Consider the following 12,718-nt stretch of genomic DNA (forward strand, 5'->3'; position numbering starts at 1 on the left):
GGGAGTAGTATAGTACGGGCTCAAAGGCCCGGTCGGAATCGCCGCGGCCGCCGCCGAGCGACGGACCCGTCGGTACCGAGAACGGCGAACGCGGTACCGGCGAGACGGCTCATTGGTAGAGTGGTACAGGTCCACAGTCTTAAATCCTGCTACCCTGCGCGCTCGATGGTCCCGACGCGGGATCGGCAGGGCCGGCCGACACGTGGGGACACCGTTAGTCGTCGGGTAACGTCAGCACGTTCTCCCGCCCGATTCGGAACACCTCGATCTCGTCGTTCTCGCGCAGGTCGCCGACGACCTGACTCGTCTTGGCCTCGGTCCAGTCCAGTTCCGAGACGACCTGCTGTTGTTTGACCCGGCCGCCGCGTGCCTCGAGCAGTCGCAGGACGCGTTCCTCGTTGCTCAGCAACTCCGGCGGGGGGTCGTCGGGGACGGACCGCTCGGAATCGGCCGCGCCGTCGGGTCGGTGGACGGCCTCGTCCTCGGCGACGGTCGCCTCGCCGTCCGACCGTCTGCGACCGAGCAACCAGCCGGCCGCACCGACGGTCGCGAGCAACGCGAGCGCGAGCGCGACGATCGTCCACGGCATCGACGGTTCCTCGGCGGACTGGGGCTCGTTCGCGCCCGCGTCGCTGTCCCGTATCAGCACGACCCGGGGCTCGCCGTCGGGGAAGTTCCGTTCGCCCTCCCAGCCGACCGATCCGGCACCCGACTCGTCGGGCGACGGCTTCACCTGCGGTGCACCCTCGTTCTCGTAGATGGCGTACTCTTCGGGCCAGCGGAACTGCAACGTCGTCCCGTCGGTGAGCGTAAAGCCGGAGAGCGCAGCGCCCGCCTCGATCCGATTGACCTGGACGTGTGCGAAGTGAGCCCACTCGAATGCAACCTTCGCGTGGCCGATCTCCTCCGGTCTGGACGTCGTCTCCGTGGTGATGGAGACGTTCGAGAGCGACATCTCCCGATCGGTCGCGTTTTCCCCTTTGGAGAGCGTCTCGTTCCAACTCCGGCGTTCCTCGGCGACGTACCAGTCGGTCTCGCTCGAGATGTTCGCCTCCAACGACTCCCACTCGGCCGACCGGTTCTCGTCGGCGAGGTAGAACTGGTAGTCGACCGTCACCCGCGCCGAGCCGTTCTCGGTGATGAACACGTCGATATACGTCTGGTCCGCCTCTCCGAGCGTCGGCGTGCCGTTCGCGTCGCCCCCGGGCGCTTCCTGTAGCGCCGCTCGCTGTGTCCCGACGTCCGCCGTGACACCGGCCGCCGCCGAGACGAACGCGATCGAAGACGCAACCACCACGAGCACACACAGTAGGGCCCGCAGCCCCCTCGCCTCCATTACTATGACATGCCGGAGCCGTCTAAATAGGTCTTTCCGACCACCGTACCGACGTGTTTTTCAGCTAGTCTCTCAAGCATGGCCGTATGTTCGACACGCGCGGCGAACTCGAGATCGAGACCCTGCTGAAACTCGTCCTCGGGCTGGTCGCCGTCTTGCTCGTGCTCGAGATCATCGGCGCGGTGATCAACGGTCTCACGAGCCTGCTCGGTCCGTTCGCCCTCGTCGTCCAGTTCGCGATCGCCGTGCTGATCGGCCTCTGGCTGCTCGACCGACTCTAATCCGGCGTCGAATCGTCCCCCGTGAGACCAGCAGACTGATAGCCGCCTCGGCCCAACCGCGACTGAAGTGTACAGCGTCAACGTTCCGGTCCCCGGTCGCGTCCGGCAGCTCGCGAACCGGCTCCATCCCGACCTGATCGGGTTCGAGACCGTCCGCGAGGATCACTCCTGTCTGCTCAAGCGACTCGGCGGGGCCGACCACGTCGCACAGCTTCAACACCGTGCCCACCGCGCGCTCGAGGGAACCCCCGCCGTCGAGGCCGCGATCACGGGCATCGACTACTTCGAGGACCCGCCGCTCGGTTCGGCTCCAGTGGTCTATTTAGCCGTCGACAGTCCCGGACTCGAGGACGTTCACGCCGCCCTCACCGAGGCCTTCGAACCCGTCGACGGGCTCGAGGGCGGCGACTACGTGCCGCACGTGACGCTGGCCCGCGGCGGCGACCTCGCGACCGCACGCCGACTAGCCGACCGCGAGATCGACCCGATTCGATGGACGGTCAGCGAACTCGAGTTCTGGGACGGGACGGACAAGCTGCCGGTGAGCCGCGTTTCGTTGCCGTCCTGACCCCGCGGGTGGGGTCACGGAGCCGGCGGGTCGCCGTCGTAGGCGTCGTGACCGCCGTAGAAGTTGAGCATCGAGAACTTGAGCTTCTCCGGGTCGATATCGATCAGTTCCTCGCGTTCCTCGTGGGGGAAGATGCCGTTGACGCTGTACTTGCCGAGGTCCGGTTTCGCACGCCTCGAGTAGCGCCGGTCGAGCAGCGCGCGGACGCCGACCTCCTCGGGCGAGCGGATGACCCGGCCCAGGGCCTGCCTGGTCTTGCGGATCGTCGGGATCTCGACGGCGTAGCGCCAGCCCGTGTCGGTGCCGTCGAAGGCCACGTCGTAGGCGTCCTGGACTGCCTCGGCGCGGTCGTCCAGGTGCGGATAGGGGACGCCGACGACCAGGACCGTGTTCGCGTCGTCGCCGTCGAAGCTCACGCCCTCGGCGAGCGTGCCCCACAGCGAGGTACAGAGCACCGCGCCGTCGTCCGCGACGAACTGCTGCCGGAGCTCCTCGACGGACTGGCCCGGCTCGTCCAGGTAGAGCGTCCGATCGCTGCGGCTCACGAGCCGGTCGGCGTACCGGCTCGCCTCGCCGTAGTTAGGGAAGAAGGCGAGCGTGTTGCCCGGCGTCATTCGGACGGCGTCGTGGATCGTCTCCGTGACCGTCTCCTGGACGGCAGGATCGTCGCGATCCGAGGAGAACAACGGCGGCGTCTCGACGGCGTACGTGCGGCGATTCTCCGCGGGGAACCCCAGCCCGTAGCCCATCGTCACCGTGTCCTCGAGACCGAGCACGTTCCCCGTGACCTCGAACGGCTGGATGGTCGCGCTCATCAGGACGGTCGCGTAGATCTCGTCGAACAACGTGCCGGTCACCTGCCGCGGGAGACAGGAGTACAGCTCCGCGCGGCCGTACACCTCGTCGGTGCCGGCGTCGCGGGTGACGGCGACGACCGGATAGAGCCCCTCCGCCGAGCCCTCGGCCATCCACGCACTGATGAAGTCGGCAGCCTGGAGGGTTTGACACTCCGTCCGCGTGGCCGTCTCGCCCTCCCGATACGCTTCCTCGTACTGCTCGTCTAGCTTCCGGCCGAGTTTCATCGCGGCCTCGAGATCGTCCTCGATCCCCCGACCGGAGTACCGCTGGAGGAACGCGAGCGTGAGATCGTCCTTGCGGTCCTCGTTGGCGATCGACACGTCGGACCAGGTGTTGTCGATCCCCTCGCGGTCGCCGAACCCGAGGGACTCCTCGTAGGTCTCGACGAGCGCGTGGTGGAACGCCGAGAGGACGTTCGCGGCGTCCTCGGAGCGCGGATCGTCCGCGTCGGCTACCTCGTCCAATGCGGCGTCGAACGTCCGCTCGGAGCAGGTCCGAGTCGCGTGCTCGCGGGCGGCGTCCTCGACGTTGTGGGCCTCGTCGAAGACGGCGATGATATCGTCCGGATCGCGGCCCAGCCAGCGGAAGAACTGCTCGCGAATGGTCGCATCGAGCAGGTGATGGTAGTTACAGACGACCAGATCGACGCCCTCGAGCCCCTCCTTGAGGAGTTCGTAGCCGCAGAACTGCTGTCGGTCGGCGTAGTCGTAAATCTCGTCCGGCGTGCGGACGTCCTCGAAGAGCCACCCGAAGAAGTCGTCCGTGTTCTGCGTCAGGTTGTTCCGGTAGTAGTCACAGACGGTCTGCTCTGCTAACTCCTCGAGTCGCTCCTCGATGGTCTCGAGTTCGTCCATCACCGCCGAGCGAGCGTCGGCCGCCGAGCCGTCGCCGTCCTGACTCGCCGCGAGCAGTTCGCGTTGCCGGCGCTCGAGTTGCTCGCGGTCGCGTTCGGCGTCGACGACGGCGCGGGTGTTGTCCCGCAGCGTCTGACACTCCTCGTAGCCGACGTCGATGTGACACATCGACGCTTTTCCCTTGAACACGACCGCGCGGATGGACTCCTCGCGGGTGATCGCGCGGGCCTCGGCGACGAACTGGCGCATCTGCTGGTGGACGTTGGTCGTGATGACGACCGTCTTGTCCTGCTCGCGAGCGATCTCGAGGGCGGGGACGAGCGACGAGAGGGTCTTGCCGGTCCCGCAGGCCCCCTCGAAGAGGACGTCCTGACCCCGGTGGAGGGCGTTGTGGATGCGGTCCATCGCCTCGCGCTGGTTCTCGTACGGCTGGTCGTACGGGAAAAAGCGCATGTACCCGGCAGTCTCGGACACACGAGACGATAGGTTCGCGCTGCGATAAAAGGATTCGTCTCGATTCGGACGCTCCGTTTACATGACCGACGGCGGGGATGCCCGCCAACACCCGGCCGGCGATCGCGCGCTACAGGGCCATCCGTCTCGAGTCCCTGCCCCTCGTATGCCCATTCCCGGATACGATTCGAGTGCCGTCGCCGAGTATCCGCTCGAGCGGGTGGGGGCGCGCGTCGACCTCGTGGCCGGCGTCGTCCCCGACGCGTTCGGCCTCCGGAAGAGCGGCCACGAGCCGCCGGTCGACGCGCTCGCCGACCCCGTCGATCTCGTGGCGTACGAGGAGTTGAAGGCGGTCGAAGCGGTCAGGATCGCTCTGGTCTACGATCCCTCGAAGCTACCCCCCGGCGCGAGCCCGACCGACGTCGCGGTCGCCGTCGACACGGCGGACGGTTGGGAGCCCCTCGAGTCGACGGTCGATCTCGAGGAGACGACGGTGACGGCGGTGTTGAACGATCGGCCGCCGGGCTCGACGGTCGTGGCGAGGTACGACGATACGGACGGCGAACGCGAAGAATAGCGCGGTCGGACGATAGCGAGCTACGTTTCGGGCTCGATGTAGACCTTCTCGACCTGATCGTCGTGCTCCATCAGCGCGAGTTCGATCCGGGTGATGCGCTCGGCGATCGTCTCGGCGTCGAGATCGGGATCGAAGGCCACGTCGGCGGTGACGAGCAACTCCTCGGCACCGAAGTAGACAGTTCGGAAGTCGACGAGTTCGGTGACGCCGTCCCAGTCGGCGACGATCGCCCGGAGTTCGTCCTCGGCGTCCTTCGGCAGGCTCTCCCCGAGGATGAGCCGCTTGTTTTGCCAGGCGAGCGCGACCGCGAATCCCATGAGCATGAGTCCGATGAGGAGCGCGGAGGCGGCGTCGTACATCGGGTTTCCGGTCGTCCGCGTGAGATACACGCCGAAGAGGGCGATCCCCGCACCGGCGAGCGCGATGGTGTCCTCGGTGAGCGCGGTCAGGGTCGTCACGTCGCTGGTCTTGCGGAACGCCTCGCGGAGGGTGGTCCAGCCGTACTCGTCCATCTGGCGGCTGATTCCCTGGTAGGCCTTCCAGAGCGCGTAGGACTCGAACACGATCGCCCCGAGCAACACGGCGTAGTTGACGAAAACCGGATCGAACGTCTGTCCCAGCAGCGTCACGTCCTCGCTCGCCCGGTGGACGCCGCCGTGGGTCAAAGCGTCGTAACCGTGACGGGCGCTCTCCCAGCCGGCGATCCCGAAGAGCATGACGCTCACGAGAAGGCTGTAGAAGAATTGGGCCTTCCCGTGACCGAACGGATGCTCGCGGGTCGCCTCCTGTGCGCCGTACGTGATCCCGATCAGCAGGAAGATCTGGTTCCCCGTGTCCGAGATCGAGTGATACGTCTCCGACAGCATCGCCGGACTCCCGGTCAACAGAAACCCGCCGAACTTCAGAACCGCGATCGCACCGTTCGCGAACAGTGCGGCGAGCACGATGGAGGTGCTACTGGCCATCGACGGCGACTACGAAGGGACGCCCTAAAAGTATAAGCCGCTCTAGATCGGCTTCGGCCGCCGACCGAAGCCGATCGACTCCCCTCCGGGCCGCGCTCCCGGACGCATCGCGGACCGCATCCGAAAGGGACCTGTCAGTGACGGGCGAAGGCCGATCATGATCGCGATTTTCTCCGACACGCACAGCAGTCGCGGCCACGAACTCGAGGGCAACGCACTGACCGCGGCCCGGGAGGCCGACACCGTCATCCACGCCGGCGACTTCACGACCGAGGCAGCGCTCGAGGCGTTTCAGACGGAGTGTAATCGGCTGGACGCGGTCCACGGAAACGCCGATAGTGCGGCGGTACGCGACCGACTTCCGACGGCGCGTGTCGTCGAGGCCGGTGGCGTCCGGTTCGCCGTCACGCACCGACGGGACGGCGGCGAGACGGGGCTCGCGATGTTCGGACGCTCGCGAGGGGCCGACGTCGTCGTCTCCGGACACACCCACCGGCCGACGGTCGTCGAGACCGACGAGGCCGTCCTGCTCAATCCCGGCAGCCACGCCGATCCGCGCGGCAATCGGCCGGGCTTTGCAGTGCTCGAGGAACGCGGGGACGGCGAAAGCGGGCTCGAGGGCGAGATTCGCGAACCGGACGGGGCGGTGCTCGAGGCGTTCGGCGTGCCGACGGCGTAGCTCGCCGAGACTGTGGGGAGGACGGTGGCGATCCGGTGGAGGGGAGCGACAGAACGAGCGACAGCGCCAGCGGGGACCGGCGGATATGCGATCGGTATCGATCGGTGCCGGCCGCCCGTTCGAACCGGAGTGTCGGACGGGAACGGGCACGAGCGGCCGGTGCGATCGGGAGGTAGTGATCGTCGGGGACGGTGGCCTCGATCTCGAGGGCGATCCTCGAATCGGTGGAGGGGAAGCGATCGAGGCCGATCTCAACCGAGGAGTCAGACGACGTTATAGTCAGCGCAAGCTGAAAGACCAGTTTTAGTTACTATTTCATTAGCGAGACGTCGGCGCGGATTCAACCAAGCGAGGTCGAAACTGTTAACCACACTGACAGTGTAGCCGCGGCATATGCTGGATTCCATCATCGGTCTCCTTCCCGACGATCCCGTCATCGTCGCGGTCGTCGTGATCCTGCTGTCGCTCGTCTTCTTCGGCTATCTCCTCGTGCGCCGGACGGTCCTCGAGTTCCGCGACGGAATGCGCGGCGACCGCTGATCGCCGAGACAAGCCGTCATACGGATTACTGTAACGATTTACCGGCGCACCCCCAGAGCATCGGGATTGCGCCGGCAATGACGTACAGCAGACCGTATCGGCTGAACGCGTCCTCGAGTTTCCAATCAAAAATTTGACGAGTCTGGCATGTCCCGTTCCCCCGCATACATATTCAGCATCAAACGTAGAACGATATACTTAGCAACTCGGACTCACTGATCGCTAGTCGTATCCATCCACTCGTCAGGCCGCTTCCACGGCGGCCAGTACACGTATAGCCACCGTACCGTCATGATGGTGATGGTAATACCGCCTAGCACCCCGATGGTTTCGAGACCGGTGGAATAGAGGTAGTATGCGAGAAAAACGGCGACGACCCATTTCGTTAGCAAGGCGAGACCTGCGCCGATTTCTAGCGATGTTCTAACTCGCGGTTCTTGATCGGAAATTTTCATAGGTAACCCACACCATTGACATACAAAAAACTCCCCATTAGCGGCCGGTTCTAAATAGAGGACTCAGTCGGACCGAGCCGGAGAACTTGACCGAACAGGCCGCGAATATCGAACTCGAGCACCCCCGCGTACGACCACTGTCCCCAGCGATAGAATTGGGGAGTGATGGCGGTTGTCGGACCGAATTATAGCGGTGTACTGGAGTGTGAAATACAGTTCGTGAGAGCCGCTCACTTACTGGGTTGCGTCGCACCAACCGACCGCTGTGCACGCTGCGAGCGTACCGACGGTACAGGTGACGCCAGTCTGCGAAACGAGGTATGTACACAAGGCACCGACTGCCAGGCTGCCCAGACCTGATAGCGCAGCCGTAGCGACGACAGCGTCAACACAGGCACCATAGCTGAGGGTACCCGAGCCGATAACACAGGCCGAGTCTACTAGCGTCATACAAACCGTACAAGATGGCTCCGGAAAGCTCGCTTTCGGCTGGAGGTCCGAAGAAACACCAACTGCTGATTCAGTCGTTTCATTGATCTTCCTAACACGTCCGTTTTGTTGTCCGAACGTGGTCATTCGGACCTGACTGCCCGCTTCGCTGCTTTGAAGACTAAGATCACTCTGAACATTTGCCCCATCAGTACGTTCGCGAGCACCTGCGAAGGCGGCGATGGGGTTCCGCTCCCCATCCTCTTTGATCGAAATCGCGAAAATAATACCGCTGTTGTTTGGCGAGAATTGTTCCGCGTTCGGCGGTTTAAACGGGATGTGTGTGATGACCGGCTCGGCGGCATTGAGTTTCTGGTTATCCGTAACGAGCTCGAGAGAAAGCGGAGTCTCAAGGTCTCGTGAGAGCCTCGTTTCTGCCTCCACACTGTCTGCTAGTGACGTTATCTTCTCGCTGTCGATAATCGCCTCTGTATCTTCAACGGACCGTCCTTCTTCGCGCGGTTCAATTCTCTCAATCGTTACGTCGTTATCGATATCTTGCTGATCAGCAGCCGCGATACCGGGAATAATGGAAATCGTTCCACCGATTCCTATTGATTTTAATACGTTTCGTCTATCGAAGTTTGGTGAATTGCTGTTCGCCATATACAACAGACATATCTGATGCAACTTATAATTTTCCGTCATATTAGTTTTTCATATATTAATATTACATATTTCATATATTAGTAATCGTGGGTGTGGTAGGGAGATCGATGGCAGAAATCTATGAATAGAGAACGTAAATTCGAAAGAGCGACCGATCAGATTCCAAGAGTAGGGTGACTCAATTGAGCACCTTCTGTGGCCAGGTTCGGTCGCACTCGGTAGAGATCCGTTTGAGTTTCCGATCGATGTCTTGCATCGTCTAAAAGCGACTGTCAGACGAGGGGGCGTCTAAATCCCGCTTCGAAAACAGTATCCCGCCGTCCGCTGTACGTTCATGCATGGACCCGCGAATCCGCGAACACGCAGAGATCATCGCCAACCACTCGGTCGATCTGGAGGCGGGCGACAACGTCGTCATCGATGCCCACCCGGTCGCCGAGGATCTGGTCGTCGCGCTCCACGAAGTGATCGGCGACCTGGGAGCGAACCCGGTCACGACGAGCCAGCGAACCGGCAAACGACAGCAGCGTGCGTATCTCCGCGCGTCCGACGACGAGTTCGAGACGCCCGAACACGAACTCGCGCTCATCGAGAACACGGACGTCTACATCGCCGTTCGCGCGACGGACAACGCTACCCAGACCAGCGATGTCGACCCCGAAATCAGCGCGGCCTACCAGCAGGCCCAGCGCCCCATTCTCGAGGAGCGGCTCTCCAAGCGCTGGTGTCTCACGCAGTACCCCGCGCCGGCCAACGCCCAGCTCGCGGAGATGAGCACCGAGGGCTACGAGAACTTCGTCTGGGACGCCGTCAACAAGGACTGGGACGAACAGCGTGAACACCAGGCGAACATGGTCGAGATCATGGACCCCGCCGCGGAGGTCCGCATCGTCAGCGGCGACACGACCGACGTGACGATGTCCGTCGACGGCAACCCGACGATCAACGACCACGGCGAGCATAACCTCCCCGGCGGCGAGGTCTTCACCGCGCCCCAACCCGACAGCGTCGAGGGCGAGGTGCTGTTCGACATGCCGCTGTACCATCAGGGCCGCGAGATCACGGACGTCTACCTCGAGTTCGAGGGCGGCGAGGTTGTCTCCCACTCGGCAGCGAAGAACGAGGACGTGCTGACGGAAGTACTCAACACCGACGACGGCGCGCGCCGACTGGGCGAACTCGGTATCGGAATGAATCGCGACATCGACCGGTTTACCTACAACATGCTCTTCGACGAGAAGATGGGCGACACCGTCCACATGGCCGTCGGTCGGGCCTACGACAATACCGTCGGCGAGGGCAACGAGGCCAACGATTCGGCGGTCCACGTCGACATGATCGTCGACATGAGCGAGGACTCGTTCATCGAAGTCGACGGCGACGTGATCCAGCGAAACGGGACGTTCCGGTTCGAGGACGGCTTCGAAGAGTAGGTTCCGAGCGGGCGGATATCGGCACGCATCGCGCGGGCCCGCGGGACGAATCCGCCGTCGGGGCCGGCGACAACAGGCGTACGATCGACGACGCTGACCGGTACCGGCGATCGCGACCCGGGTGGGTGCCACCGAATGGGTTTATACTCTCGGAAGAGCTATCAGACGTATGGAAGTACTCGTCGCGTACGATGGGTCGAAGCCCGCACAGAAGGCAGTCGAACACGCGTTTTCGACGTATCCGGACGCCGAGATCGTGCTGCTGCGCGTCGTCGAGGCGGCAGGCGGGTCCACGGAGGCGGGGATCAATATGGTCCAGGAGATGCTTCGGGAGCGCGAGGAGACGGTCTCCGAGGAACTCCCCGACGAAATCGCGGCGATCGTCGGCGACCCCGACATCGAGTTTCGGACCGAGACCGTCGTCGGGAAGCCCGCGCGCGAAATCGTTCGGTTCGCCGAGGACCACGACGTCGACCACATCGTCATCGGAAGCCACGGACGGTCCGGTCTCTCCCGCGTCCTGCTCGGCAGCGTCGCCGAAAAAATCGTCCGACGCGCCCCCATGCCGGTTACCGTTATCCGCTGATCGGACACGCGAGGACGGCCGTGGCTCACTCTCGCCGCTCAGTCGACCAGCGCCGCAACTAGGTCGGCGACGGCCGCCAGTTCGTCCTCGTTGATGCCGTGGCCCATCCCCTCGTAGAGCCGTGCGGTGACATCGGCATTCATCTCCTCGAACACGGCGGCCGTGTCGTGGACCCGCTCTTCTGGAATGTGGGGATCGTCGTCGCTACAGCCGAGGAAGACCGGCGTTCCCTCGAGGTCGCCGGGGTAGTCGTCGTCGATCTGCGCGCCGATGAGTCCGCCGCTGAGGGCTGCCACCCCGCCGTACCGCCGCGGGTTGCGCGCAACGTACTCGCTGGCGAGACAGCCGCCCTGCGAGAAGCCGAGCAGCATGACCCGATCGGTCGGAATCCCGGCGTCGATGGCCGTCTCGATGGCATCGCTGATGGCCTGTAGGCCCGATGATCTGCCGGGCTCGTTGCGCTCGACCGGTGCTAGAAACGAGTCCGGGTACCAGGTCTGTCGCGCGGCCTGCGGGGCGAGAACCGCGACGCCCTCGCGGTGGACCTCGTCGGCGATCCGGAGCATCCCGCGGGCGCTTGCGCCCCGGCCGTGGGTGCACACGAGCGCCGCGTCAGCGTCCGCGAGATCGGTCCCGCCCGTCACGAGCGGCTGGTTTTGATGTGGCCCGTCGGCGCGGTCCGCGCTCATTCGACGCCACCGACGCCCGAACTGGCTTCGGGAAGGTCGTATTCGATCACCTCGAGACCCAGCGCGTCGATCGCACCGCGGAGGTGTTCGTCCTTGGCGTACTCGGCACCGTCTTCCTCGCGGCGTTCCTGTGCCTTCGCCAGCACGTCGCCCCGGCGGTCGTCGGGAATCTCGTACTTGTCCGCCGAGAGTTCGATGACGAGGCCGTTGTTGTCCGTGGTGTAGATCGAGTGGAAGATGCCCCGATCGAAGACGTTGTACTGGTGGCCGGCGTCCGCCAGCGCCCGCATCGTGTCCTCGTACTCGTCCGGATCGATGCTGAAACAGAGGTGGTGGACGGCACCGGTACCAACGCGCTGTCCTCGCTGGTTCGACGGACGGTCGTCGCTGACGAAGACGGTGAGGATGCGACCGTCGCCCGTGTCGAAGAACAGGTGGGTCTGAGAGGGGTCGTCGAGGTTCGGCTGGCGCAACACTAGCGGCATCCCGAGCAGGTCCCGGTAGAACTCGATCGTATCGTCCTCGTTGGACCCCCAGATGGTGATGTGATCGGTTCCGGTGGTGTGAATGGGGCTGTCCGGCAGTTCGGCGGTGACTGGAGTGCTGTGGTCGTCTGACATGGTGGTTGAATCTGGTCTCGTATCGGTCCCGACACGGGTTCGATCGGGTTACTCCGCGAGGTGGTCGCCGAAGACGCGCTCGGCATCGGCGGGAACGTTGAAGTCGTGGTAGTGCTCCCCACGAACGCTCGAGAGGATGTTGAGCGCTGCGGCGGCCCCGTCGCCGACGGCGATCGCGGCCTGCCACTCCTCGGCGCGGACCATCGCGCCGGTCGCGTAGACGCCCGCGAGGCTGGTCTCCATTTCGACGCCGACATCGACGGTCCCGTCTTCGGCGAAGGCAACGCCGAGGTCGTCGGCGATGTCGCGGTTCGCGCCCGTCGCCAGGACGACGAAGTCGGCCTCGTACTCGCCGTCGGCGTCGACGGCGTCGCCGTCTGCTCGTTGCGTCTCCGACACAACGCTGGTCTCGACCACGAAGCCGTCGCCGGCCTCGCTGACCGCGGTCACTTCCTCGTTCTGTCGGCGATCGGCACCGAAGTCGTCGACCTGCTGGCGGGCCGTCGCCATGAATTCGCTGCCGCCGACCGAGCCGATCCCGAGGTAGTTGAACAGGTGTGCCTTGTGCATCCACGTCTCGTCGGTGTCGAACAGCGTCGTCTCGAGGCCGTTCTTCGCGGCAAAGAGGGCTGCACTCAGGCCGGCGGGGCCACCGCCGACAACGATCACTGACGCGTCGTCTACGGTCGCTTCGTCGCTCATGTGGGTACACAATGTCCCGCAGTC

Annotated in this window: 15 protein-coding genes; 7 read left to right on the top strand and 8 right to left on the bottom strand. The window is 64.2% G+C overall.

The window, feature by feature from the left end; all coding sequences use genetic code 11:
• Window positions 1-214 precede the first annotated feature (214 nt).
• Entirely contained in the window at window positions 215-1,336 is a 1,122-nt protein-coding gene (locus FGF80_RS16450) for a helix-turn-helix transcriptional regulator (RefSeq protein ID WP_006184829.1), read from the bottom strand.
• A gap of 86 nt (window positions 1,337-1,422) precedes the next feature.
• On the opposite strand from FGF80_RS16450, the gene FGF80_RS16455 reads away from it, so the two are divergent.
• A complete protein-coding gene (locus tag FGF80_RS16455; protein WP_006184830.1) occupies window positions 1,423-1,617 on the top strand; it encodes a DUF7554 family protein in 195 nt (64 codons plus the stop codon).
• 67 nt (window positions 1,618-1,684) lie between these two features.
• Window positions 1,685-2,185 carry a 2'-5' RNA ligase family protein gene (locus tag FGF80_RS16460; RefSeq protein WP_138655201.1) on the top strand — a complete coding sequence of 167 codons (501 nt, stop codon included), beginning with the start codon at window positions 1,685-1,687 and terminating at the stop codon, window positions 2,183-2,185.
• Window positions 2,186-2,199: 14 nt separating this feature from the next.
• Here the strand turns inward: FGF80_RS16460 and FGF80_RS16465 are convergent, their stop codons facing one another.
• Window positions 2,200-4,350, bottom strand: a complete 2,151-nt coding sequence (locus FGF80_RS16465) for an ATP-dependent DNA helicase (RefSeq protein WP_138655556.1) — start codon at window positions 4,348-4,350, stop codon at window positions 2,200-2,202.
• Window positions 4,351-4,516: 166 nt separating this feature from the next.
• Here FGF80_RS16465 and FGF80_RS16470 point away from each other — a divergent pair, with 166 nt between their 5' ends.
• Complete coding sequence (locus FGF80_RS16470) at window positions 4,517-4,927, top strand: hypothetical protein (protein WP_138655557.1); 411 nt, start codon at window positions 4,517-4,519, stop codon at window positions 4,925-4,927.
• Window positions 4,928-4,947: 20 nt separating this feature from the next.
• Here the strand turns inward: FGF80_RS16470 and FGF80_RS16475 are convergent, their stop codons facing one another.
• Complete coding sequence (locus tag FGF80_RS16475; protein WP_138655203.1) at window positions 4,948-5,892, bottom strand: cation diffusion facilitator family transporter; 945 nt, start codon at window positions 5,890-5,892, stop codon at window positions 4,948-4,950.
• 157 nt (window positions 5,893-6,049) lie between these two features.
• On the opposite strand from FGF80_RS16475, the gene FGF80_RS16480 reads away from it, so the two are divergent.
• A complete protein-coding gene (locus tag FGF80_RS16480; RefSeq protein WP_006184835.1) occupies window positions 6,050-6,571 on the top strand; it encodes a metallophosphoesterase in 522 nt (173 codons plus the stop codon).
• A gap of 393 nt (window positions 6,572-6,964) precedes the next feature.
• A complete protein-coding gene (locus tag FGF80_RS19335) occupies window positions 6,965-7,111 on the top strand; it encodes a DUF7859 family protein (protein WP_006184837.1) in 147 nt (48 codons plus the stop codon).
• A 212-nt stretch (window positions 7,112-7,323) separates the two neighbouring features.
• Here FGF80_RS19335 and FGF80_RS16485 read toward each other — a convergent pair whose 3' ends face one another.
• Complete coding sequence (locus FGF80_RS16485) at window positions 7,324-7,566, bottom strand: hypothetical protein (protein WP_006184839.1); 243 nt, start codon at window positions 7,564-7,566, stop codon at window positions 7,324-7,326.
• A gap of 234 nt (window positions 7,567-7,800) precedes the next feature.
• Window positions 7,801-8,661 (bottom strand): hypothetical protein, encoded by an 861-nt coding sequence (locus FGF80_RS16490; protein ID WP_138655205.1) that lies wholly within the window; start codon window positions 8,659-8,661, stop codon window positions 7,801-7,803.
• A gap of 341 nt (window positions 8,662-9,002) precedes the next feature.
• On the opposite strand from FGF80_RS16490, the gene FGF80_RS16495 reads away from it, so the two are divergent.
• Window positions 9,003-10,097, top strand: coding sequence for an aminopeptidase (locus tag FGF80_RS16495; protein ID WP_138655207.1), 1,095 nt, complete (start codon window positions 9,003-9,005; stop codon window positions 10,095-10,097).
• A 169-nt stretch (window positions 10,098-10,266) separates the two neighbouring features.
• On the top strand, window positions 10,267-10,683 hold the full coding sequence (locus FGF80_RS16500; protein WP_006184841.1) for a universal stress protein: 417 nt from the start codon (window positions 10,267-10,269) through the stop codon (window positions 10,681-10,683).
• Window positions 10,684-10,721: 38 nt separating this feature from the next.
• Here the strand turns inward: FGF80_RS16500 and FGF80_RS16505 are convergent, their stop codons facing one another.
• Genes FGF80_RS16505 through FGF80_RS16515 form a run of 3 tightly spaced genes read right to left on the bottom strand, consistent with a single transcriptional unit; the run spans window position 10,722 to window position 12,694 of the window.
• On the bottom strand, window positions 10,722-11,372 hold the full coding sequence (locus tag FGF80_RS16505; RefSeq protein ID WP_138655209.1) for an alpha/beta hydrolase: 651 nt from the start codon (window positions 11,370-11,372) through the stop codon (window positions 10,722-10,724).
• Window positions 11,369-11,992, bottom strand: a complete 624-nt coding sequence (locus FGF80_RS16510; RefSeq protein WP_006184843.1) for a VOC family protein — start codon at window positions 11,990-11,992, stop codon at window positions 11,369-11,371. The genes FGF80_RS16505 and FGF80_RS16510 overlap by 4 nt, the downstream gene beginning before the upstream one ends.
• A 48-nt stretch (window positions 11,993-12,040) precedes the next feature.
• Entirely contained in the window at window positions 12,041-12,694 is a 654-nt protein-coding gene (locus FGF80_RS16515; RefSeq protein ID WP_138655211.1) for an FAD-dependent oxidoreductase, read from the bottom strand.
• Window positions 12,695-12,718 lie beyond the last annotated feature (24 nt).

Origin of the sequence: Natrinema pallidum (assembly GCF_005890195.1) — an archaeon.
Lineage (GTDB): Archaea > Halobacteriota > Halobacteria > Halobacteriales > Natrialbaceae > Natrinema > Natrinema pallidum.

Excerpts from the sequence above, each read along its gene's own strand:
- FGF80_RS16515 (WP_138655211.1), bottom strand. The coding sequence starts at position 12,694 with ATGAGCGACGAAGCGACCGTAGACGACGCGTCAGTGATCGTTGTCGGC.
- FGF80_RS16485 (WP_006184839.1), bottom strand. The coding sequence starts at position 7,566 with ATGAAAATTTCCGATCAAGAACCGCGAGTTAGAACATCGCTAGAAATC.
- FGF80_RS16475 (WP_138655203.1), bottom strand. The coding sequence starts at position 5,892 with ATGGCCAGTAGCACCTCCATCGTGCTCGCCGCACTGTTCGCGAACGGT.
- FGF80_RS16450 (WP_006184829.1), bottom strand. The coding sequence starts at position 1,336 with ATGGAGGCGAGGGGGCTGCGGGCCCTACTGTGTGTGCTCGTGGTGGTT.
- FGF80_RS16490 (WP_138655205.1), bottom strand. The coding sequence starts at position 8,661 with ATGGCGAACAGCAATTCACCAAACTTCGATAGACGAAACGTATTAAAA.
- FGF80_RS16500 (WP_006184841.1), top strand. The coding sequence starts at position 10,267 with ATGGAAGTACTCGTCGCGTACGATGGGTCGAAGCCCGCACAGAAGGCA.
- FGF80_RS16470 (WP_138655557.1), top strand. The coding sequence starts at position 4,517 with ATGCCCATTCCCGGATACGATTCGAGTGCCGTCGCCGAGTATCCGCTC.
- FGF80_RS16480 (WP_006184835.1), top strand. The coding sequence starts at position 6,050 with ATGATCGCGATTTTCTCCGACACGCACAGCAGTCGCGGCCACGAACTC.
- FGF80_RS16465 (WP_138655556.1), bottom strand. The coding sequence starts at position 4,350 with ATGCGCTTTTTCCCGTACGACCAGCCGTACGAGAACCAGCGCGAGGCG.
- FGF80_RS16505 (WP_138655209.1), bottom strand. The coding sequence starts at position 11,372 with ATGAGCGCGGACCGCGCCGACGGGCCACATCAAAACCAGCCGCTCGTG.
- FGF80_RS16495 (WP_138655207.1), top strand. The coding sequence starts at position 9,003 with ATGGACCCGCGAATCCGCGAACACGCAGAGATCATCGCCAACCACTCG.
- FGF80_RS16455 (WP_006184830.1), top strand. The coding sequence starts at position 1,423 with ATGTTCGACACGCGCGGCGAACTCGAGATCGAGACCCTGCTGAAACTC.
- FGF80_RS16510 (WP_006184843.1), bottom strand. The coding sequence starts at position 11,992 with ATGTCAGACGACCACAGCACTCCAGTCACCGCCGAACTGCCGGACAGC.
- FGF80_RS19335 (WP_006184837.1), top strand. The coding sequence starts at position 6,965 with ATGCTGGATTCCATCATCGGTCTCCTTCCCGACGATCCCGTCATCGTC.